This is a genomic window from Paenibacillus sp. JGP012, assembly GCF_014203995.1.
In the GTDB taxonomy this organism is placed as follows: Bacteria; Bacillota; Bacilli; order Paenibacillales; family Paenibacillaceae; genus Paenibacillus; species Paenibacillus silvae.
The window spans coordinates 58185-79144 of record NZ_JACHKG010000016.1 but is presented as its reverse complement, the minus strand read 5'-3'; the positions used below and the strand labels follow the sequence as shown (position 1 = coordinate 79144).

Below are 20960 nucleotides of genomic sequence, written 5' to 3'. Positions count from 1 at the left end.
CTTCCGATGCAGCTTTCCTTCAGAAAGCTTTTAGCTCCGCTTTTTCAGGTTTTTTCTGTCCTCTTCGTTAAAGTGTAAAAATAATAGTTCAGATCATATAGATGTGGTTGTAATTGTTGTGACTCTGTTGATCTTCTAGTGCAGGCAGCGTCTGATCCGGGCGTCCAGCTCCACAGGAGAGAACGGCTTGGTCATATAATCATCGACCCCGCTGCGGAAGCATTGGCTGATCGTTTGCTCGACCCGCTGCTCCGTCAACACCACAATTTTGGGCGGCTGCTCCATCTCCAGCTTCTGAATGTGATGGATAAATGGCAGACCATCGATGCCATACAGATTCAACTCGGTCAGCACCAGATCAGGCGTTACTTTTTCGATCAGCTCCAGAGCAGCGAGTCCATCCACCGCTTCGTAGGTTTCGTATCCCTGCATTTTCAGACGCAGCTGCAAAAACTCACGAACCGTCGGATCATTATCTACAATCAGAATCCGTTCCGGTTCATCTGCGGTATGCTCCAGCGTGTAGATATGAATTTCCGATGAATCCACAAGCTTCGAAGATTCGGCCATATGCTGAATCGTTGCCTTCGAAGGGCGCTCCCCTGGCGGGAAACTGGCCAGTGTAATTTGCGGATCAGCACCAGGAACACTTTCCTGCAGCTCATGCTTGATGCGGAGTCCTTCATAGTGAACCTCGTCGAGCGAAAGACCGGGAAGCAGTACAGCAACGGTCTGCGTCTGGCTATCCTGCCACACCTCGAAGGACGCATAACCCGCGTGCTCCAGATGTGTTCTGACCTGCTGCTCCGGCTGAACCTGACCTGCACAGTGAATGAACATTAAGCCGCATGCTTCAGCACCTGTTTCCTTCAATCCCTGTTCTACACTGCGGTACACATCAACGGCAGCGTCACGCTGCAATGTCGCCGTATTTGGCATGTTCTTTTCCACCCTTCTCCTTCAATGATTTATACAAGTTCAACAAGTCGTTTACACGCATGCTCCGATGACAGAACAATCTTCCAATCACTGTTATCCCCGGATTTTTTCGATTCCCTTTTCTCAAGGGAAAAATCCAGTGATAAAGGTGAACGCTTCGCTTTTTCAGATTTTTTCTGTCCTCTCCGTCGTCGTGTAAAAATGGAGTTGAACATCTATACTGTTGTTACTGTATTACTTAAGCTGCTTTCCCGGCATCCTTGGATTCCTCGGACCAGCTTTGGCGGGTCATCGTGCCCCAGGAATTGTTGTTTTGCAAAAACTGAATGTGACCCTGCAATCTCCATAACACGCCAAGTTGGTGGTAACCCACAAATTTCAGCGCAGAATAGACGAGCATTTTGACCAGATCAGAGAGCTTGTTGTACCGTTTGAACGCAATCTCCTCCAGAATCAACGCCCCTACACTCAGCAGATATCCACTCACAAAGTTCAGCAAACCGAACAGGACAAGAATCGGCCACTGGGTCATGTCCAGAAGCACGTATCCAGCCAGAGCCATCAGTCCGGTAATTCGGAAGTACGGATTCAGCGCTTCGAAAATGACGTTATATGGCATCGTGATTAATCCCATAACCTTGTATTTCGGGTTGAACAGCATACCGCGATTTTCCAGCATGTTTTTCAGATTCCCGCGGCCCCAGCGCTTGCGCTGGCTGGACAAAATCCGGTAGGAATCCGGCGCCTGTGTCCAGCACACCGCTTCAGGACAGAAGGCAACGCGGTATTTCAATTTATTTTCCAGCATATAGCGATGAAGCTTGATAATAATGTTCATGTCCTCACCCGGATAACCGTCGCGGTAACCCCCTACCGCAATAACGGCATCCTTGCGGAACATACCGAAAGCACCCGAGACGATGATCAGACCGTTCATATGACTCCAGCCAATCCGTCCGCCGAGAAAAGCCTTGAGATACTCGATAGACTGGAACATCGGCCAGATTTTGCGCGGCAAGGATACGTCCTGTACCGCGCCATTTTCGATCTTGCAGCCGTTGGCAATACGCACATCGCCGCCGATCGCTACCGTTTCTTCCGGGTTCTCCATATACATGCGGGCCATGCGGATCAGGGCATCCTTCTCCAGCAGTGAATCGGCATCAATGGAAGAGATGAGCGGATAATGGGACAGGTTGATGCCTGCATTCAGGGAATCAGCCTTGCCGCCATTTTCCTTGTCGATCACATACAGATCCGGGAACTCCGGGTTATGGTAGATTCCGCGAATGGACTGACAAGGGATTTTTCCCCGCAGCTGCGTATTCGGCATCGGCTTTAGACGATATTCCTCAAGCAGCATCTTCAAGGTGGAATCGCTGGAGCCGTCATTGACGACAATAACCTCATACGTAGGATAATTCAGTGTCATCAGGCAGTTCACATTTTCAATAATCGTCAGTTCCTCGTTGTACGCTGGCACTAGCAGGGAAACCGAAGGTACCAGCTCCGAGCCGGATAACGTGTTGTACTTGGAGTAATGTGAACGCCGGAAGATCGTCCAGATGTTACGAAATGATAAGGCCAGTATGGAAAAATAAAGTGTATTAACAAACACCACATAATAGATGGCGACCATACCGTAGATGAGCAATAGATCTCTAAGCAGTGTAATCCCCTCCTACTGTTGCAACGCCTGCACGTTTCTTGGCTGGTCGGTTCCCACCGCGCACAGGGCCAAAGTAACGTTCATACAGCAATCTTTTTTTGTTATGTGCAATCATCTGCTCTACCGCCTTGTGGTCGGCTCCCGATTGCTGCATCGTGCTCTCGATCTGCTGCATCGCAATCTCGCGCTCTGCACCTGTTCCCTGCACGGCTGCCTGACACAAAGCCTCGAACCCGGGTTCGCCCAGCTTGCTCAGACTTTCCGCACTGTTGTAGCGCACTCTCCAATCTGCATCACGAAGTGCCTTGCGCAGCAGCGGAATACTGCCTGCAGCATGCTTCGAGCCCAGCGCCTGCACCACTTCAGCGCGAACTTCCGGGTCCGGATCCTGAATCAGCTTCAGAATCGTCTCATCCCGCAGGGCCGGACTTGCACTGAGATACAGCTTCACGGCTTCGGCCCGTACATCCTGATGCTCAGCTCCAACGAGCCTGTCGAGTGCAGGCATTACTTCAGGCACCGCTTGCCCCCACATCGCTACAAGGCCCACTTTGACAAAGTCAGGATTGCGGTCCTCCAGCAGCTCGAGCAGGACACGGCTTGTATCAAGATTTGCTTCCAGCAGTATATCTGCGGCCAGATGATGAATCGATTTTCCTTTCGTTAAAAGCAGTGCAAGCATATCCTTCAACTCGCCATGACGGGTCGTACATCTCGCAATCGAACGTCCAATCATAATCGCCATCGGGCCAGGCTTCTCATCTCTGAGCAGCTCCATTAATCCCGGAACCGCTTCAGGACAGCGCATCGCACCCAAACGATATGCCGCATCAATCTGACGACCGTACCGCAAGCGCCCCAGCTCTTTGAGATCATGCTCGACAAATCCGGCCTCACGGCACAATTCAATCAGTCTCTCCCGATACTCGCCTTTGAACTGGTCAATCCATTCAATGAGCTTGTCCTGAATAACCCGGCGCTCCAGCGGGGCCAGTTTTCCGGGCGGCAGCTTGAGCGGGCTGTTCTCTGTGAGTGCCGTCTGCAAATATGTGAAATAATCCCGCTGCTTCATTTCGTACAAAGCCATTTTGCGCTGTTTGCCATTGTGGGACATTTTCATGGCAAACAGAATGATGACGCCCACAATCACAAGTGCGATGCAGACCATCAGAAACCAATAGGCCAAAGCCAAACTCTGGAACATGTGAAAAAGTCCTCCTTTATGCTGCTTTATGATTTTCTGTGCTGTTGATTCAAGGAATTTCTAATTCATCTCATCTTTATTCCTTTATTTATCCCGTCTTTATGCACTCATTTATCCTATCTCCAAGCTTACTTATCCTATTTAATCAATGCGAAAACTAGGCATTTTTTCGTAGGTCTGCTTCATTTTCTCATAGCTTAGCTTGAGCCTTTCGCTGTACTTGACCTGTTCCCAAGGCTTCCAGCTGTAGACGGGCAATGCCTTCAAGTCGAGGCTTGTCTGTTCACCACCAGGCCATGATACCTGTTTCGTGGATCGGTTCGTCAGCCATGGAACGAGCGTGATGCCTTCAACTGTCGTTGTAGAGAACTCACGTCCGTTTTTCAATGGTCCATACTCAATCGCCTGCAAGGAGCTTGGATCACCGAAGCCAAGCAGCATCCATGGGATTCGCATCTCCACCTGATTGCCGTTATACTGCCAGGCTGTTAACGAATCGGTGTCTGTCTGTCCGGGTGCTGTTGTTCCCCGCTTTAACATCCCGACGTTCTCTGTCATAAATGGATGCGCTGAACGTGTATCCGGTGGTGTCATTTTCAGACTGACCGCCAGGTTCCACGAATGAAACGGTTCAGCCGACTTCAATTCCTGATCCGGAATCATGTCATATCCATCCTTGCCATACAGTCGCTGGTTGAAATCATAATCCTTCGCAATCTGCACCTGTGACTCGTTATCCTTGCCAAGCGTAATGACCGTTTCCAGTCCATCGCTCAGCGTATTGCCTGAAAGCATACTGCCAGGCTGACTGCCACCAGCAAGGGTATTTGTACCGATTCGAAGCAGCGTCTGTTCAGGGTCAAATGGCTGATCCAGCGTCAGGCCTATATACAGATAGGCTTCGTCATGGGTCATTTTCATCTCCTGAATGCCCTGCACCTTGCCTTTCCAGACCGTGACCTCTCCAGGCTGCAGCTTATTCCAGTCATCCAGCTTGCCGTCGATGGTCAGCTGGTCCTGCTTACCGGGGTCCATCGCCAGCAGGCCAAACATTTTCTCATTCGTCAGCACATTCAGCCAGTACGCCCGGCGGTCAGCCGGAATTTCGATCGGCATCGTGTTCCAGGTTTTTTTGAACCACTCATCCTGCCACATGAACAGAATAGCTCCTGCGTACCCTTCGTCATAAATATCCTGTGTCAGCGAGGCATCAATGTCTCCCTGCTGCACCTCGTTATGCCCGCCCTGATTCCGGCCGCCCATGCCCAGATGGGAAATGCCCAGAGAGGAAGGTACACCGTACTCTGTAACCATTACAGGCATATCGGAAAACTCGGCTTTGAGCTTGCGCAGATAGCTTTTGTACGTGTTGTACTCCCCATTGGCATCCTTGATCGTTTGCAGCGTCTTATCGATGTGGAACAAGTCCGGGTAATACGGATACACATGGTAGGCGGCAAAATAACCTCCATCCCATGCCTCAGGCTTGATATGCCGTGCATCTACACTGACCATATCCTCCTCATACAGGGGCTCGCCCGGATGGTCCAGCACATCGGTTGTGACCCAGTTGGTAAAGGTCATCGGGTGCTCCCATCCATACTTTTTCTCCTGAACAGCCGTATAGTCGAGAAGCTCTGCCAGCCAGTTTTCGAACGGAGAAGCTTCTGCGGTCGCTGAGAAATGCACCCCCTTGTACTGCGGCACATCCGCATGCACCTTGTTTGTATTGTCCACCATAGCAGGGTCCCATTCTGTGCCTACATGCCATGCCATCAAATATTTTCCGGCATTGGTTCTGTATTTACCGCTGGATTCTCCATTTTTGGCTGCAATGTCTGCATCTCCGTATACCGCAGATACTGCCTTTTCAATCTCCTGCTTGAACGTCTGCTCAATATGATCGGCATAGGCATCCCGCTTCTCAATCAATTCCTCCTCGGGTGACCATATGCCCTGTATAAAATATAATGGCTGCTCCCGGCCGCGATTATAATCGACCAGTGCGGAGTAAAAAATCGGCTGATGGACCGTATACACACGGATCACATTCGCTCCGAGGTCCTGAATCTGCTCGAACCAGCGCAGATAATCCTGCTCGGTGAGTGGAAATTCTCCCGGGTAATGTCCTGGTGAGGTTGCACCCAGGTTGACCCCTTTGACGAACATTTCCTTCCACGTTCCATCCGACCCGTATTGCATGAACCGGTCTCCATTGGTCTTGAATTTCATCTCCGTGCCATTCTCCGCTGTATACGTAACAAGCTTGGGCTGCATATAATGCCATCCGGCCAATATCCCGCCAGTCAGCACCATCGCACCTGTCAAAGCTGTCAGTAACCAGCGTCTTCGTCGTTGTCTGCTCATGACTTCTGATTGCTCACCTCTCTAGTATGCATCCTGCTTCCCCATTCACCGGATTTATAATGTGTACATCAAATCCGGACAGGAAACATACGATCATTCCGCTTCGGATGTCCGCTTTGGTAGAGATGTCAGCGGTGTAGTTCTCACTATAGCGCTAAGCCTCTGTATTGTAACTAGGCTGATGGAAGCAAACATGATATGGAACGTTCTGCCCATACCCGGCCATTCGCGCCATCCTTCAGCACACCAAGGCAGCAGCTCCGTTTGCGGTCTTTTTACATGTCTGATCTGCCCAAAAAAGCACAGATGAATGCACCGCTGCTCCTGCGTTACTCCACTCGTTATTGTTATGTGCAACGCGGCCCCAGGCATCCTTCCCCCGTGAAACATATACCCCATTAAACGCAAGTCGATTTTTAAAGTTGCGCTGTTTTTTACAGTATTAACCATAAAGATTACAAAATTGATACTATAGTCCGATAACGCATCAGTGAAAACCCGCGCCACATCAAGGTTTTCTGAAAAATGCTGAAAATGAAAAAAGGACATCAGTCCCTCATATAGGACTCTGTCCGTTGATCCACCTTTTACAAATAGCAAAATGAACTGCTGGTCATCACCCTGCGGTCACAGATCTCTCACATTATATGTAAAAAAGCACTTCTTATTTCCTATTTCCGAGCTTCAATCTGGTCATTCTGTATTTGTGTCCAATTTGCAAAATAATTCCGGTTGCCGCGTTTGCAATTGTCCTTTATGCTTATAAAACAGGAACACTTGTTCCATACTGTAAATAAACTGTAAATAACGATTACTCCGCCTATAGATCACACGATAGGAACAACACCCAGAATTACAGCAGATAAGGAGAGGAAATATTATGCCCCGCCAAGACAGACGTGTCATCATGCTGGCAGACTGCCAGTCGTTCTATGCCAGTGTGGAGAAATCTGCACATCCCGAGTACAAGGATCGCCCTCTGGTTGTAGCTGGTGATCCGGCACGGCGTTCGGGCATCATTCTGGCGGCCTGTCCTCTCGCCAAGTCCTACGGCATTACGACCGCAGAACGGCTGGGTGAAGCCCTTGCCAAGTGCCCGGATGTTGTCGTCATTCGTCCACGTATGGCCGAGTATATCCGCGTCTCCCTTCACATTACGCGCATTTTGCAGTCGTACACCGATCTTGTGGAACCCTACAGCATTGATGAACAATTTCTCGATGTCACCGGAAGTCTGGAGCTGTTCGGCGGTCCCGAAACGATTGCACGCAGCATTCAGTCCAGAGTCTTGGATGAAACGGGCGTTTACATCCGCATCGGGATCAGCGATACCAAGGTGGTCAGTAAAATGGCCTGTGATCTGTATGCCAAAAAAGTTCCCGGGGGCATCTACACGCTGCCGCGCAGGGAGATGCCGTCCACAATCTGGGAAAAACCGGTACGCGACATGTTTATGGTCGGTTCACGTATGGCACAGCATCTCTACAAGATGGGAATTCATACGATTGGTGATCTGGCCAATACACCGCTGTCTCGTCTGAAGGAGCGCTGGGGGGTAAATGGGGAAGTATTATGGCGTATAGCCCGCGGTATAGACGATTCCCCGGTGAAGCCTGGCACTTACACACACCAGCAGCAGGGCATCGGACATCAGATGACACTGCCGCGGGATTATGAGACCTGGGAAGAGATCAAGGTTGTACTGCTGGAGCTGGCAGAACTGGTCAGTCGGCGTTCCCGGGACAAATCACTCATGGGGCATGTGGTCTCGGTTGGGTGCCGGGGGCAGGATTACGACAGACCGACAGGCTTTTCCCGTCAGATGAAGGTGAATGAACCCACCAACATTACGGATGAAGTATATGATGCCGCGGCTGCCCTGTTTCTTCGCCATTGGGACGGATTACCCATTCGCCGCATCAGCGTATCTCTGACCGGGCTTGTCCCCGATTCGGAGGTGCAGTTATCCTGGTTTGACGACCGTGAACGCAAAAGAGAACTGGAACGGGCCACAGATGATATCAAACGCAAGTTCGGAGACACCGCCATTATGCGGGCATCCTCCCTCTGTTCGTCTGCACAGGCCCAGGACCGTTCTCACAAAATTGGAGGTCACTATAAATGAGTAAAAAATTGCAGCAGAACGGACTTTTTGAGTCCTCACGCATGATGCTTCCGGAGCATCGGGAAGCTTATATTCTTCATCAGGAGCAGCTTGCCCCGCGTACTCGTCCTTCTCTGGATGCTCAGGCTGCCGAAGAAATGTCCCGGCTGCTGAGCAACTCCATGGTGCTGGGTGACCAGATCACCATCACCCTATTCCATGAGCATGACGATATTTGGTATACGGGACGTGTGCTCAAGCTGGATGGCCCTGCCCGTACGCTTAGGCTCCTGACAGCAAATGGAACCCGTGATTTACAGATGAACCTGATTACAGGTGTAACACCCGCTGGTGAATGGCTGGATGAATGAGAGTGGAACGATACAGCAGCTTCAACTTGTGCAGCACCGTATCTCTGTAATAGTCGTCTAATGAAATAAAAAGCAGCCGACAAACAGTTCCCGTGCCCTGCTTCGTCCGAAAGAAAATTTCAGAAGAAACTCCAGTCAAACTCCTTGGAAAGACGCTCCAGCAGATGCACACCAGCAATGCTGTTGCCCTTGCGGTTCAATGCCGGTCCAACCAGGCCGATGCCGAATTGTCCCGGTACGAGCGTCAAAATACCGCCGGAAACACCGCTTTTGGCCGGAAGACCTACCTCAATGGCAAATTCACCAGAGGCATTGTACATGCCGCAGGTGGTCATGAACGTTTTGGCAATCTGCACGTAACGGCGGGGAATAAGCTCTTCACCCGTGATAGGATCCGTTCCGTTATACGCCAGAACAAGTGCCATGCGGGCCAGATCCGCACAGGTCACTTCAATAGAGCAATGGCGGAAATAGACAGCCAGGACATCCTCCACTTCATCCTTGATTACACCGTTATGTTTGAGAAAATAAGCGAGTGAGCGATTTAGATGACCACTTTCGGATTCGGAGCGATAAACGTCTTCGTTATAACCCAGTCGTTCATTGTGAGCGAGCTTGCGAAAAAATTCGAGAATGCGGCGGGACTTCTCTTCCTTGCAGTCACCGCCAACGAGGGAGGATACGGTTATTGCACCCGCATTAATGAGGGGATTAAACGGGATGCCCGGTTCAACCAGCTCCAGCTTGATCATCGAGTCGTAATCGTCACCTGTCGGTTCTTTTCCTACATTAAAGAAGACGGCCTCTTCCCCGTGATCCATGAGAGCCAGAATCAGCGTGAACACCTTGGAGATACTTTGCATCGTAAAAGGCACACCGCAATCGCCAGCAGACACATAATTTCCTTCAGCGTCCATAATATGAATACCGAGATCATCCTGTGACGCTTTGACCAGTTCTGGAATATAGGAAGCCACCTTCCCCTGCCCTGTATGCAAGCGGCTGGTCTCCAGCCACTCTGGCAGCAAGGCATTCAGTCGATCCATCGTTGAATCACTCATATGTCATCTCCTCCACCTGTATCTATAGAAGCATCCTGCACGATGCCTATCCCTATTCTATCCTATTCATTACCCCTCCGGCACGGGAAATCACCCGAACTGGAGACAGGAGTATGCTCATATGTTTCTTTGATTAACAAAAGTTTCAGCTCTTTCAGCCATGAGCTTCGAATCAATATTGGTAATACCGATTCTGGCGAGTTTATGTACGACCTGGCTCGCTGAATGTGCATTTTCGATAATAATGTCTACCACTTCATCCGCATCATCCACAACGCGGATATAACGCTTGAATTCCTCTTCTGTCATATTGTTCGTACCCACGAAAAGTGGATAAAGCAAATCCAGAACCGGCATGTGAAGTCCCTGATCCGGGACGTCTGGAACAGTCCAGAACTTGCTATCGAGAAATAGCATGGAAGTAATCGGAGCCTTGCTGTCAGCATCCTTATCACGATAATAGACATGTGAAGCGTCCTGGAACACTTCCTGAATGGTGCCCCCTCTTCCTTCCGAAAAAATGATACCGCATGAAGCCAGGGTCAGTAGAACATCTTCACGTATGCTATTGAGGAAATATTTCGCAACATGGGTAGCAAACGGCGTAAAGGGTTCGTGCCCATAATGCCAGGTCGGCAAGGCCAGACTGCGATTGAGCGGGGTGAGCTGGTCCTTGAGTTCATTCACAATCTCCCACGCGGGAAGCATCCATGCATGCAGTTCTTTTAACAGTTCTTCCTGAACGGAACGTCCATCTTTCCCGATGAGATGCTGCATGTTTTGGGGAAATGCATCGTAGGGTTCTTTGGCCAATCGATTAATGGCTGATTCAAGCGAGTCCGCAGATCGCCCTGCATGAAGAGCGCCGAGATGCGTTGCCTCCATACAACCCGGTCCGCCTCCACTAACGACAACAAAGCCGGACTCGGATAGTTTCTTGGCAATTCGCGCTACTTTACAATACGCTGTACTCCCTCGCTTTTCCTGATGTCCTCCCATGATGGCAACAGGACGACGGCCTGCCTCTAACTCCGCTGCGAGAAATGCATTCATCTCGCGCACCACCGATGTGTCATGCATAGCCTCCATCATAGCGGCATACGGGTCCGAGATGGTCGTACCCCCTTGTTGATGAAAATAGATAAAACACTGGAAGTCAGGCGTGGTTAGCAGGCTCTGTGGGTTGTCCGGATTAAAGCCCTTCAGCAGCTCAAGTGGATTATAAAGTTTGTTATGAATGGGGTTAAACGGAGGATGAGAGATCTTCTCCAGTGGTGTGATCATGGCGCTCTCCTTGTACATTTGATTTAAGAGTAATTCATATAAGTTGACCTAAAGAATTTACACAAGCCACTCCGATGACAGAATAACCTTCCAATCGCTGTTATCCCCAGATTTTTTTGATTCCTTTTTCTAAAGGGAAAATCCCGTGATAAAGGCGACCGCTCCGCTTTTTCAGGTTTTTTCTGTCCTCTCCGTTAAGGTGTAAATGAATTGACAAAATTGCTCTATTACAAAACTTAATTTAACCGCCTGAAAATTGTATTATACTGTTCCATTGCTGGATGATTGATTGCTGGATCATTAGTCGATGAGAAATCACCTGCACAACAGATATAGATAGATATAAAAAAATCGCTTTTCAGCGACTTTTTCACGGAATAAACCACCTTCTCTATCTGCCAGGACGCAGATTTAACTCCAATATCTCACCAGGCAAACCATCGTAGTCTCCCGTCCACGTTGATTCAAAGTTCTGTCTGAGCAAAATCTGTCGGGATGCCGCATTGGAAGGATCAATCACGGCATACAGCAGCTCTATGCCTGCGGCCTGAGCCTGTATAATCAGACGGGACGCAATGGCTGTTCCGTGACCTTGGCCCCAATGCTCCGGCAGAATCATATATCCCATCTCTGCCCGCGACGGATTGTCCTCATCCTGAATTAATTTGGCGTAAGCCACACCTGCATCATCCTGCAAGTTAACTCGGTAGTGCCCGCACAACGAACGAAGATTATAATCCAGCATCGTATCAAACTGTGTTCTGGCCTCCGTTTCAGGAATCGCACGCTCGGTAATCTGTTTCATAACGTCCTCATTGGAAACAAGTGCATAATAATGTTCAAAGTCCGGTTCTGTGTATTTCACAAAATTCATGGAAATGCCTCCTTGGAATACATCATTAAATGTGATTGTGCGGCAGCTATGGATCAAGATGCAACGTCGTCACCCGAAGTGCACGAAGTCCCCGATTCATCTTGAGTATAACAGAGCCGTTTCCAAAAGCAAAAAAACGGTCTCAATAGAGACCGTTTGCCTGTCAGGTTTATTCATTTTGCACGGCATGCTGTGTTCAGTTGGAGAATCGTTAAACCGAATAGCGACACAGCATTACATCATGCACAATATATACTCCGACTCAGCTCGCGCGTGATGAAGGATTGAACTGCATCTGTTTTTTCTGAGCAGTACGTGTCCGGCGGTTTGAACCCGGAGGTGTAATCATCAGAGCCATCAGCAGGGATACGGCACAGAGTACAGCAATTACGATGAAGGTAATATGGAAGCCACCCAGCAGCGCACTAATGAATGATCCCGCCAGAGCACCAAATCCAAAGCCTTGATAGATGATGCCATAGTTTTTGCTTTGATTTTTCAAACCGAAGTAATCGGCTACAATGGCTGGAAACACCGTAATGTTACCGCCAAAGCAGAAGGCAATCGCTGCCACACATGCGAAGAAGATGCCAAAGTTCAGTGGTACGAGACTCAGTGTCATGACAGCTACAGCTGTAACCAGCAGTGCTCCTGCGATGACCTTCATACGTCCCACTTTGTCCGACAAGGCCCCCAGAATGATACGGCCCGCCGTGTTGAAAATCGCCACCATGGCCACCGCATTCGCCGCTGTAGCTACATCCAGTCCTGCGAGCTTCACGCCAATGTCTTTGACGATACCGATCAGATACAGACCACTCATACAAGCTGTGAAGAAAATACCAAAGAGCATGTATGCTTCTTTGGTACGAAGCATTTCTTTGACCGTGTATTCATGACGGACCTCTGCTCGTTTCACACCCGTACCCGCCTTTACATCTGCCGCCGGAGAGGTCTCACGAACGACCGCCTCGCGGATCAGGAATGATCCTGCAGTGATCAGCACCAGAACGATGATGCCCCAATACATAAACGCTTGTGCCGGACCAACTGCACCAATCAAGGCGGAATTCACATATTTGAACAATAGACTACCCGTACCGAAGGCACCAACCGAAATACCCGAGATCAGACCTTTTCGTTCAGGGAACCATTTAATTAAATTCGAAAGAGACGTAATATACGCCGTGCCGTCCGCGAAACCAACGACAAAGCCAGCCAGCAGATACAGCAGCGTTAGTGAGCTGACCTGAGAACTAAGAATCAGTCCCAGCCCAAGCACAATGCCAGCCGTACGAATCAGGCGCTGAAGCCCCCAACGCTCCTGCAGCCGACCTGCAAACAACGTAGCAAAAGCCAAAGCAAAACTCGTAATTGAAAATGTTATCGCAACCGAACTGACGTCCCATCCGAAACGGTCAGCCAGCGGCTGGTTAAATAAACTCCAGGTGTAGATTGTGCCGAGCCCCATTTGTACAATGATCGTACCAAGTACAATGAGCCAGCGGTTCATTGGTATAGATGATGTCATGGTTGAATCAGATGCTGATGAAGCGGATGAAATAGCTGCTTTCATCGTAATCTCCCCTTTGCCGATGTCTGTAACCTGTTGAACATTCTTGTATGCTGCTCGAGCAAACCGGAACGTTGTTCACAAGCCAATCATACATGAAAGGGGATTCATTCGAACGTTTTGAGCATGAGTTGCATCATTTACGGAATGAAATGCCGTTATATGCGCATGAGCTGCCTGAATTCTTTGACCTTGCCGCGACTGACAGGCACTTCGGCCTCCAAATCACGCAGACGCAGCAAATACGTATTGTTGAACCAGGGTACAATTTCACGAATCTGGGAAAGATTCACGAGATAGGAACGATGACAACGGAAGAAGGCATCCTGAGGCAGACGGCTGTGAAAATCAGATATGCTGACCGGCATCGTAAACTCCCCGTTTTTGGTGTACACCTTCGTCACCTTCTCCTGAGCTTCTGCATAATAGATATCCGCCGAATCCGTGACGATAATATTTTCATTGCGCAGCAGATTAATACGTTTTCCCGTCTGGTTGTCCTGTTCATATCCAGGGTCATTGTCTACAGCATGCCCTTGCGTGCCTTGATTTCCTTGCACGTTTTGCTGTTCCCGCCCACTGACCTGAACTCCATCGCTCAGCTCCTGGTCCCGCTTGAAGGTCGCCTCCAGCTTGTGCAGCATGGCTGCGATCCGTTTCTCATCGTAAGGCTTCAGAATATAGTCAAATGCCTCCAGTTCAAAAGCTTCGGCAGCATGCTCCTTGTACGCTGTGGTAAATACAATGTAGGGTTTACGTGCAAACATGCCAATATGATGAGCCAGCATCATACCGTCCAGCGAAGGAATATTAATATCGAGAAAAATAACATCGACCTCCTGCTCCTGCAGAAACTTGAGCACATCCAGGCCATCCTCCAGACAATCCACGATCTCAATGCGGCTGTGCTCCTGAATCAGATAACTAAGCTCCTCACTAGCCGGAATTTCATCCTCTACAATTAAAGCTTTCATAATACCTCTATCTAACGCTCTCATAATACCCTCCATCATAGGCTCCTATAATACCTCAATCGTGCGTCTCATAGTACCTGCATCAGATGCTCTCTCATGGGTACTTCGTCTATATAAGTTGAACTAAAGATTTTACACAATCCACTCCGATGACAGAACAACCTTCCAATCGCTGTTATCCCCAGATTTTTTGGATTCCCTTTTCCAGAGGGAAAAATCCGGTGATAAAGGCGACCGCTCCGCTTTTTCAGGTTTTTTCTGTCCTCTCCGTTCACGTGTAAATAAATAGTTCAACTTATATAGAAACTCTCTTCATTCCATCCTCGTTCACTTCCAGAAATCCCTCATCTCGTTAAGACATCTCCTTTGGGCACATCAAATGAAATGTCCGTTCCTTGCTCCAGTCTTGTAATCGTTAAGCCTTGTCCATAGATCAGCTTCACACGCCGATGCACGTTATACAGCCCAATCTGATTGCCCGGCATGCGATCATGGTATACCTTCTCAATAATATCGGGACTGATGCCTGCCCCTGTATCACTCACGCTGATGCGCACATAATCAGGAACATCCTGAACGCGAATCCGTACCGTTCCTGGTCCCTTCACCTTGAGAATACCATGGATAATCGCGTTCTCCACAAGCGGCTGAATAACCAGACTCGGAATATGCACTGCCACTTCATCAATCTCATAGATGACGCTAAGTCTGCTGCCAAAGCGAGCTTTCTCAATCTCTACATAGTTGCGGACCTGCTCCAGCTCCTTATGAATATCAATCAACTCATCAGACAGCTCCAGATTGTAACGCATATATCCCGAGAGGTTCACAATCAGCTCCCGTGCGCGGTCCGGCTTGGTACGGATCGATGAGGCAATCGCATTCAGTGCATTAAACAGAAAATGAGGATGAATCGTGGTCTGCAGTGCACGCAGCTCCGCCTTGTTCGCTGCAGCCTTAATCTCCTCTACCCTTGAAACCTCCATCTGAGTAGAGATGATCTGGGAGAGCCCGACAGCCATCGTTTGCAGAGGATACGTAATTCTGTAAGCTTTTCGATAATAAATTTTGAGCGCACCGGTCACCTCACCGCGTTCCTTCAGCGGAATAATCAGCAGCGAGTGAATATCCGGTGTTTTCTCATCCGTCACATCATTACTGATCATAATTTCTCCGCTGGATATCGTGCTTTTGGTCATCTCGCTAATAATCTCATTGCCAATATGATACCGCTCTTCCCCGAAACCGACATAAGCCAGAACATTCCGCGTATCGGTAATGGCAACCGCATCAGCTTGAATATCCTCCTGTATTATTCTGCAAACGTTACGGAGTGAGTCCTCATCAATCGAGCGGAAGTAAGGCAGTGTTTTATTCGCAATCTCCAGTGCCAGCTTGGCCTGACGACCTGCAATTAATTCCTTTTCCCCCTCCACACTCTGTACCAGAAGTACAATCAGACCGATGTTCACCTCGCCCAGAATCATGGGAAGTGCGATCTTCGATACAATATCCGCCCCGAGAGGATCAGGATACGAATACAGCAGAATCAGCAGCATCGTGAGTGCTTCAATGATCATGCCTGCACCAATGCCGATGATCCAGCGCTTGGATTTGGGGGTGTATTTGTGAATGTAGCCGGACACCAGACCCGCAAGAACACTTGTAATCAGACATGGGACAGCGGTGATGCCGTCCATATCAATGAGGTATCGATGCACCCCTGAGACAATGCCCGTAATGATGCCAACAGGCGCACCAAACAATATTCCACCCGACAGGATCGCAATAATGCGTACATTAACCAATGAACCTTCCACATTAATGCCTGTATATGTACCAAAGATGGCAAACGCACAAAATAATAGTGTAACCGCAGCATACTCCTGTCTTCTTAAATTCCCTTTTTGCAAAATCTGCCTGAACCGCGGTACCCGTGACAGAAAAAACAAAAATATAATCAGCAGCGCCGCCCGTTCAAATAGTCCCAGCAGCATTGTAAACATTTCCAACGTAACTTCCCCCGCATCTATCTGAAAATATACAGCAGTGCCTGAGCACTGCCCGGCATCCCGGTGCATATGGCGACCACACTACTCGTATGCAACAGTTTACCGTTCTGCTGTCCGGAAAGCAAAGGATAACCTGTGAAAAGGATAAAAGGCCAATCGGATGGATTCGATTGACCTGAATTTCTGTATTTTGAGACCATCACCATCAGCACTCCGCCGCTAGAACCAACAACCTCACTTCCACGCCCAATACGGGCCAGCATGCAAGCAACTTCTCTTCCACCACCAACACTTGGCGCTACCGAGCGCCTCACTCCCTTGCTGAGCACGGCTTAACACGCGATTATTTTCTCCATACTTTATCTATGCGCCCAAACCTGCAGCACGTTATTCCTGCGAAACTCCTCCATGCACCCACATCGTGCCACTCCAAACTCTAACGATTCTCAGAAGCCTTATTATAGCGTTTTTATCCCTCCCGAAAATGTAACGATTCCCAGCGACGCTATTTCCTGCAAAACCAGCAAAAAACGATGAATCCGGGGTAAAAACAAGGAAATAACGTTTCTCAGAATCGTTACATTTTCCAGCATGCTTAAATGGGCTATATAAGCTTTTCTCGATTCGTTAGCGGTACGCTAACGGTTCATGCCACATTTCTCCCCGAGGAGTTATCTCATCACACTGCCCCGTCGCCGCGACAACCCAATCTATGGGGCCCTCCTCCCCCTCCCTTTCTCAGCCTACAGCAGCTTATCACAGCAAAAAGGCATTCCATCAAGTCACAGATGACTGATAGAATGCCCTTCACACATTGCTAATCCCCTTGAATGTAATGCGGCCTTTCAGCAGAATGTTCGTTCACACAACAACGGAGAGGACAGAACCAATCTGAAGAAGCGAGGCGGGCGCCTGAAAGCTTTCTCCAAGAAAGAAAGCTTCCTCAGAAGCATCATCACGCCTTTATCCCCGGATTTTTACCCTTATAAGGGGTAATTCCAAAAATCCGGGGATAACACGCCACCTCGTGCCTGGATGATGTACAGTGCCTTTTTGTCTGTGAGCAGAGCGATCGGGCCCTGTACCCTTGTAAAGAAGTCGCCCTTTTTTTGAAACGCCACACATCACTTTCAAGCCTACCTAAACATGCCCCACAGCTTGATCAAATGGAACGTGTTGTTGGGATCAATCTTCTGTGCGATGACAAAGGCGACAAACTGCTCCTCCTGTGCAGGGGTAAAATGCTCATTCATAATGACTGCGGAGGATTTGATCAGCCTGCGAACCTTCGTTTTATCCTGCAGATCGGACTTGGTCACGCCATCAATCAGCTTTTTGATGCGTTCTTTGACCGCAGGATTTTTCATCTTTAGTTTGATCCGCTCCACCAGCTGCGGACTGATTCCGTATTGTTGATAACCCAAAACGTACAGCACCTCCCAAAAAAATGAACTCACTTCTTATTCATATGTCGGGAGGGCTTGGTTACTTGTCACTTTTTAATTTGGTTAATCAATCAGATCACCTTTAAACACCTGCTGCTCCTGAAGAAAATCACGCAAAGGCGCGTAATCAACCGATGTCCAGAACGTGGCATCCGCGATCAACGCAGACACATCATCTCTGGCTTGCTCCAGTACAGCAAAATCCGCGACCATATCAGCCAAGCGGAATTCCGGTAATCCACTCTGTTTGGTACCAAAGAAATCCCCCGGCCCCCGCAAATCCAGGTCGCGTCGGGACACCTCGAAGCCATCCTCGGTTTCGGTCATGACCTTCATGCGCTCCTGCCCCACCTCGGTCTTGGGATCAGCGATGAGCACACAGTACGATGCATGCGCACCACGACCCACACGGCCGCGAAGCTGATGCAGCTGAGACAATCCGAACCGATCCGCATCCATAATCACCATCAACGTGGCATTCGGTACATCGACGCCGACTTCCACCACCGTCGTGGACACTAGCAGCTGAATATCATTATTGTAGAAGTCCCGCATCATTTCTTCTTTTTCCGCGGCAGTCATGCGCCCATGCAGCAGTCCTACTCTATATTTCGGAAAATTCTGCTGCATCTGCACATGCAGATCAATGGCATTCTGCACATCCAGCTTCTCCGATTCTTCAATGAGCGGACAGATCAGATAAGCCTGGCGACCCTGGTCCACCTCTCTGGAAATAAAACCAAGCACACGCTCCATCATGTCATGCTTCACCCAATAGGTAGAGATCGGAATCCGTCCCTTTGGCCGCTCCGATATGGTGGATACCTCAATATCTCCAAAAGCCGTAATCGCAAGCGTTCGCGGAATTGGCGTAGCCGTCATCGTTAACACATCAGGATTATACCCTTTACGTCTTAAAACGCTGCGCTGATTCACCCCGAAGCGGTGCTGCTCGTCCGTTACCACAAGGCCCAGCTCCCGGAAGAAGACATCCTCCTGGATCAGGGCGTGTGTACCCACAACAATATCGAGCATGCCCATCTGCAATGAGGCAATCAGATCCTTGCGTTTGCGCCCGTTCACACTGCCCGTTAACAACCCCACCGTAACACCAAACGGTTCAAACAGCTTCTGCAAGGAACGCATATGCTGCTCTGCCAGAATTTCGGTAGGCACCATCAGAGCCCCCTGAAAGCCCGATCGCACAGTTGTATAGAGCGCAATCGCTGCAATCACCGTTTTACCAGAGCCTACGTCCCCCTGCAGCAGTCGATTCATCGCATAGGGCGAACGCATATCATGCAATATTTCAAGCTCAACCTTCTTCTGTGCATCAGTCAATTCGAACGGCAGACTGCGAACAAACTCACGAATTGTTGTATTGTCCGTCGTATGGACCATGCCATCCATCCGATTCCGATTCAGCGCACGGAACGCCTGCATTTTAAGCTGGAATAGAAACAATTCCTCATAGACCATCCGCTGCCTGGCTCGCTGGCCCTCCTGATTGTCCTGCGGACGATGAATACCGGCAATAGCCTGCTTACGCGGCATGAGATTATATTTTTTGATCAAGGAATGAGGCAGAATCTCGGGAATCATATCCCCGTATTGGTTTAAGCCCTGGTTAATCGTCTTGCGCATCCACTGCTGTGTCAGCTTGCCCGTGACGGAATAGACTGGCTGCAATGTGCCAGAGCGTCCGTCTCCTTTATCCGGAAACTCCGAGTCAGATACCGTGAGCTGCATCCGCTTCTGCTCCCATTTACCGGTAAGCACAATTTCCCGATTAGGCGTAAGCTGGTCTTTGAGAAAATGACGGTTGAACCACGTTGCCGTAATCATCCACTCTTCCGTCATAATTTTGCAGGTCAGACGTGACTTCTTGCCGTAACGCTGCAGCACTGGAACCCCCATAACTTGTCCCTGTACCGTAATCTTGTCTCCGTCCTTGACCTCACTCAGCGAACGCAGACGATAATCTTCGTAACGAAATGGATAGTACTCTAACAGGTCTCTCACACTAGAGATGCCAAAGGCGTGAAGCTCTCCCTCTCTGAGAGCACTCACGCCGTTAATTTGTTTCACTGATATATCTTCAAGCTTCATGTCTTAATCCCTCATTCCGGAACAGGCCACATAAAGATCGCAATGACACCGGGTCCCACATGGCTGCCGATGACGGCCCCGATATTGGTATAGATCACTTCATTAAGTGTAAAATGACTCCTTAACTGTTCAGCACAAGCTGCTGCCGATGCAGGATCAGCGGTATGACCTACCGCAACGTTGACCCGTTTTCCAGCCAGATCCTTCTGGAACAGCTCAATAATACGTGCCATTGCCTTTTTGTGGCCTCTGACTTTCTCTACAGCGTAGATGATGCCCTCTTCATCAATAGACAGGATTGGTTTAATGTTAAGCAGCGTTCCCAGTATAGCCGAGGCCTTGCCAATCCGTCCGCCCTTCTGCAGATACTCCAGTGTATCCACCAGAAAAAACAACTTGCGGGATTGCTGCATCTCCTCAACAGCAGCTGAAATCTCAGCCACAGATTTACCCTGCTCGGCAAGCTCGGCTGCATGCACCACCATTAAACCATACCCGTATGAAGCTGATTTTGAATCGATTATCGTAATGTCTGCTTCACGTTCCAGAAGTGACTTGCCGAGCATCGCGGACTGGTACGTTCCGCTCATGCCCGAAGACAGATGGATGGATACAATCGGTCTGTCCGGATTTTCATCCAGCAATCGCTGGTATACGCTCATGAAATCCGTAGGAGAAGGCTGCGAAGTTGTAGGCAGCACAGTGCTCTGCCTCAGCTTGTCGTAGAACTGCTCCGAAGTCAGCTCCACCCCGTCCGCATAGTTTTCTTCCCCGAACAACACACGCAGCGAAACCACATGTATACCGTATTTACGAATCAGTTCTTCAGGAATATCCGCTGTACTGTCCGTTACAATCGCTACTTTGTGGTTCATGTGCATTCCTCCTCTTCACCCAAAGTACAATCGAGCCTTTTTCAGCAAACCATCTGTCAGCACCATAAAGTGCAGTAATCGGTTTGTGATGCCAGCTTG

The 20960-nt window shown here is 49.3% G+C and carries 17 protein-coding genes; 3 read left to right on the top strand and 14 right to left on the bottom strand.

What is annotated here, in order from left to right; genetic code table 11:
• Positions 1 to 135 precede the first annotated feature (135 nt).
• The 4 genes from HNR77_RS18845 to HNR77_RS18830 form a co-directional block, all read right to left on the bottom strand.
• Entirely contained in the window at positions 136 to 939 is an 804-nt protein-coding gene (locus tag HNR77_RS18845; protein ID WP_184187620.1) for a response regulator transcription factor, read from the bottom strand.
• Positions 940 to 1177: 238 nt separating this feature from the next.
• Entirely contained in the window at positions 1178 to 2578 is a 1401-nt protein-coding gene (locus tag HNR77_RS18840) for a glycosyltransferase family 2 protein (protein ID WP_184187746.1), read from the bottom strand.
• Positions 2579 to 2600: 22 nt separating this feature from the next.
• Entirely contained in the window at positions 2601 to 3812 is a 1212-nt protein-coding gene (locus HNR77_RS18835) for a HEAT repeat domain-containing protein (RefSeq protein WP_184187618.1), read from the bottom strand.
• 141 nt (positions 3813 to 3953) lie between these two features.
• Positions 3954 to 6179, bottom strand: a complete 2226-nt coding sequence (locus HNR77_RS18830) for a hypothetical protein (protein WP_184187616.1) — start codon at positions 6177 to 6179, stop codon at positions 3954 to 3956.
• Positions 6180 to 6377: 198 nt separating this feature from the next.
• Between HNR77_RS18830 and HNR77_RS29965 the strand changes: the two genes are divergently transcribed.
• From HNR77_RS29965 to HNR77_RS18815, 3 genes are all read left to right on the top strand, one after another.
• Positions 6378 to 6581: a hypothetical protein gene (locus tag HNR77_RS29965; protein ID WP_221443913.1), complete on the top strand. Its 204-nt coding sequence runs from the start codon at positions 6378 to 6380 to the stop codon at positions 6579 to 6581.
• Positions 6582 to 7059: 478 nt separating this feature from the next.
• On the top strand, positions 7060 to 8304 hold the full coding sequence (locus HNR77_RS18820; protein ID WP_184187612.1) for a DNA polymerase IV: 1245 nt from the start codon (positions 7060 to 7062) through the stop codon (positions 8302 to 8304).
• Positions 8301 to 8654, top strand: coding sequence for a YolD-like family protein (locus HNR77_RS18815; RefSeq protein ID WP_184187610.1), 354 nt, complete (start codon positions 8301 to 8303; stop codon positions 8652 to 8654). Before HNR77_RS18820 ends, HNR77_RS18815 begins: the two co-directional genes overlap by 4 nt.
• A 119-nt stretch (positions 8655 to 8773) precedes the next feature.
• Here the strand turns inward: HNR77_RS18815 and glsA are convergent, their stop codons facing one another.
• The 10 genes from glsA to HNR77_RS18765 form a co-directional block, all read right to left on the bottom strand.
• A complete protein-coding gene (gene glsA / locus HNR77_RS18810) occupies positions 8774 to 9715 on the bottom strand; it encodes a glutaminase A (protein ID WP_184187607.1) in 942 nt (313 codons plus the stop codon).
• 117 nt (positions 9716 to 9832) lie between these two features.
• On the bottom strand, positions 9833 to 10999 hold the full coding sequence (locus tag HNR77_RS18805) for a hypothetical protein (RefSeq protein ID WP_184187604.1): 1167 nt from the start codon (positions 10997 to 10999) through the stop codon (positions 9833 to 9835).
• Positions 11000 to 11390: 391 nt separating this feature from the next.
• Positions 11391 to 11873, bottom strand: coding sequence for a GNAT family N-acetyltransferase (locus HNR77_RS18800; RefSeq protein ID WP_184187601.1), 483 nt, complete (start codon positions 11871 to 11873; stop codon positions 11391 to 11393).
• Positions 11874 to 12135: 262 nt separating this feature from the next.
• On the bottom strand, positions 12136 to 13404 hold the full coding sequence (locus HNR77_RS18795; RefSeq protein WP_260410677.1) for an L-lactate MFS transporter: 1269 nt from the start codon (positions 13402 to 13404) through the stop codon (positions 12136 to 12138).
• A gap of 200 nt (positions 13405 to 13604) precedes the next feature.
• Entirely contained in the window at positions 13605 to 14420 is an 816-nt protein-coding gene (locus HNR77_RS18790; RefSeq protein WP_184187743.1) for a LytR/AlgR family response regulator transcription factor, read from the bottom strand.
• Positions 14421 to 14764: 344 nt separating this feature from the next.
• Positions 14765 to 16417 carry a LytS/YhcK type 5TM receptor domain-containing protein gene (locus HNR77_RS18785; RefSeq protein WP_184187741.1) on the bottom strand — a complete coding sequence of 551 codons (1653 nt, stop codon included), beginning with the start codon at positions 16415 to 16417 and terminating at the stop codon, positions 14765 to 14767.
• A gap of 32 nt (positions 16418 to 16449) precedes the next feature.
• Positions 16450 to 16695, bottom strand: coding sequence for a hypothetical protein (locus HNR77_RS18780; RefSeq protein WP_184187595.1), 246 nt, complete (start codon positions 16693 to 16695; stop codon positions 16450 to 16452).
• Positions 16696 to 17568: 873 nt separating this feature from the next.
• Entirely contained in the window at positions 17569 to 17856 is a 288-nt protein-coding gene (locus HNR77_RS18775) for a stage VI sporulation protein F (RefSeq protein ID WP_184187592.1), read from the bottom strand.
• A gap of 84 nt (positions 17857 to 17940) precedes the next feature.
• Positions 17941 to 19986 carry an ATP-dependent DNA helicase RecG gene (gene recG, locus HNR77_RS18770; RefSeq protein WP_184187589.1) on the bottom strand — a complete coding sequence of 682 codons (2046 nt, stop codon included), beginning with the start codon at positions 19984 to 19986 and terminating at the stop codon, positions 17941 to 17943.
• 11 nt (positions 19987 to 19997) lie between these two features.
• Positions 19998 to 20861, bottom strand: coding sequence for a DegV family protein (locus HNR77_RS18765; protein WP_184187586.1), 864 nt, complete (start codon positions 20859 to 20861; stop codon positions 19998 to 20000).
• Positions 20862 to 20960: the final 99 nt, after the last annotated feature.

Coding starts and splice junctions, on each gene's coding strand:
- HNR77_RS18845 (WP_184187620.1), bottom strand. CDS start 939: ATGCCAAATACGGCGACATTGCAGCGTGACGCTGCCGTTGATGTGTAC.
- HNR77_RS18840 (WP_184187746.1), bottom strand. CDS start 2,578: ATGGTCGCCATCTATTATGTGGTGTTTGTTAATACACTTTATTTTTCC.
- HNR77_RS18835 (WP_184187618.1), bottom strand. CDS start 3,812: ATGTTCCAGAGTTTGGCTTTGGCCTATTGGTTTCTGATGGTCTGCATC.
- HNR77_RS18830 (WP_184187616.1), bottom strand. CDS start 6,179: ATGAGCAGACAACGACGAAGACGCTGGTTACTGACAGCTTTGACAGGT.
- HNR77_RS29965 (WP_221443913.1), top strand. CDS start 6,378: ATGGAACGTTCTGCCCATACCCGGCCATTCGCGCCATCCTTCAGCACA.
- HNR77_RS18820 (WP_184187612.1), top strand. CDS start 7,060: ATGCCCCGCCAAGACAGACGTGTCATCATGCTGGCAGACTGCCAGTCG.
- HNR77_RS18815 (WP_184187610.1), top strand. CDS start 8,301: ATGAGTAAAAAATTGCAGCAGAACGGACTTTTTGAGTCCTCACGCATG.
- glsA (WP_184187607.1), bottom strand. CDS start 9,715: ATGAGTGATTCAACGATGGATCGACTGAATGCCTTGCTGCCAGAGTGG.
- HNR77_RS18805 (WP_184187604.1), bottom strand. CDS start 10,999: ATGATCACACCACTGGAGAAGATCTCTCATCCTCCGTTTAACCCCATT.
- HNR77_RS18800 (WP_184187601.1), bottom strand. CDS start 11,873: ATGAATTTTGTGAAATACACAGAACCGGACTTTGAACATTATTATGCA.
- HNR77_RS18795 (WP_260410677.1), bottom strand. CDS start 13,404: ATGACATCATCTATACCAATGAACCGCTGGCTCATTGTACTTGGTACG.
- HNR77_RS18790 (WP_184187743.1), bottom strand. CDS start 14,420: ATGAAAGCTTTAATTGTAGAGGATGAAATTCCGGCTAGTGAGGAGCTT.
- HNR77_RS18785 (WP_184187741.1), bottom strand. CDS start 16,417: ATGCTGCTGGGACTATTTGAACGGGCGGCGCTGCTGATTATATTTTTG.
- HNR77_RS18780 (WP_184187595.1), bottom strand. CDS start 16,695: ATGCTGGCCCGTATTGGGCGTGGAAGTGAGGTTGTTGGTTCTAGCGGC.
- recG (WP_184187589.1), bottom strand. CDS start 19,986: ATGAAGCTTGAAGATATATCAGTGAAACAAATTAACGGCGTGAGTGCT.
- HNR77_RS18765 (WP_184187586.1), bottom strand. CDS start 20,861: ATGAACCACAAAGTAGCGATTGTAACGGACAGTACAGCGGATATTCCT.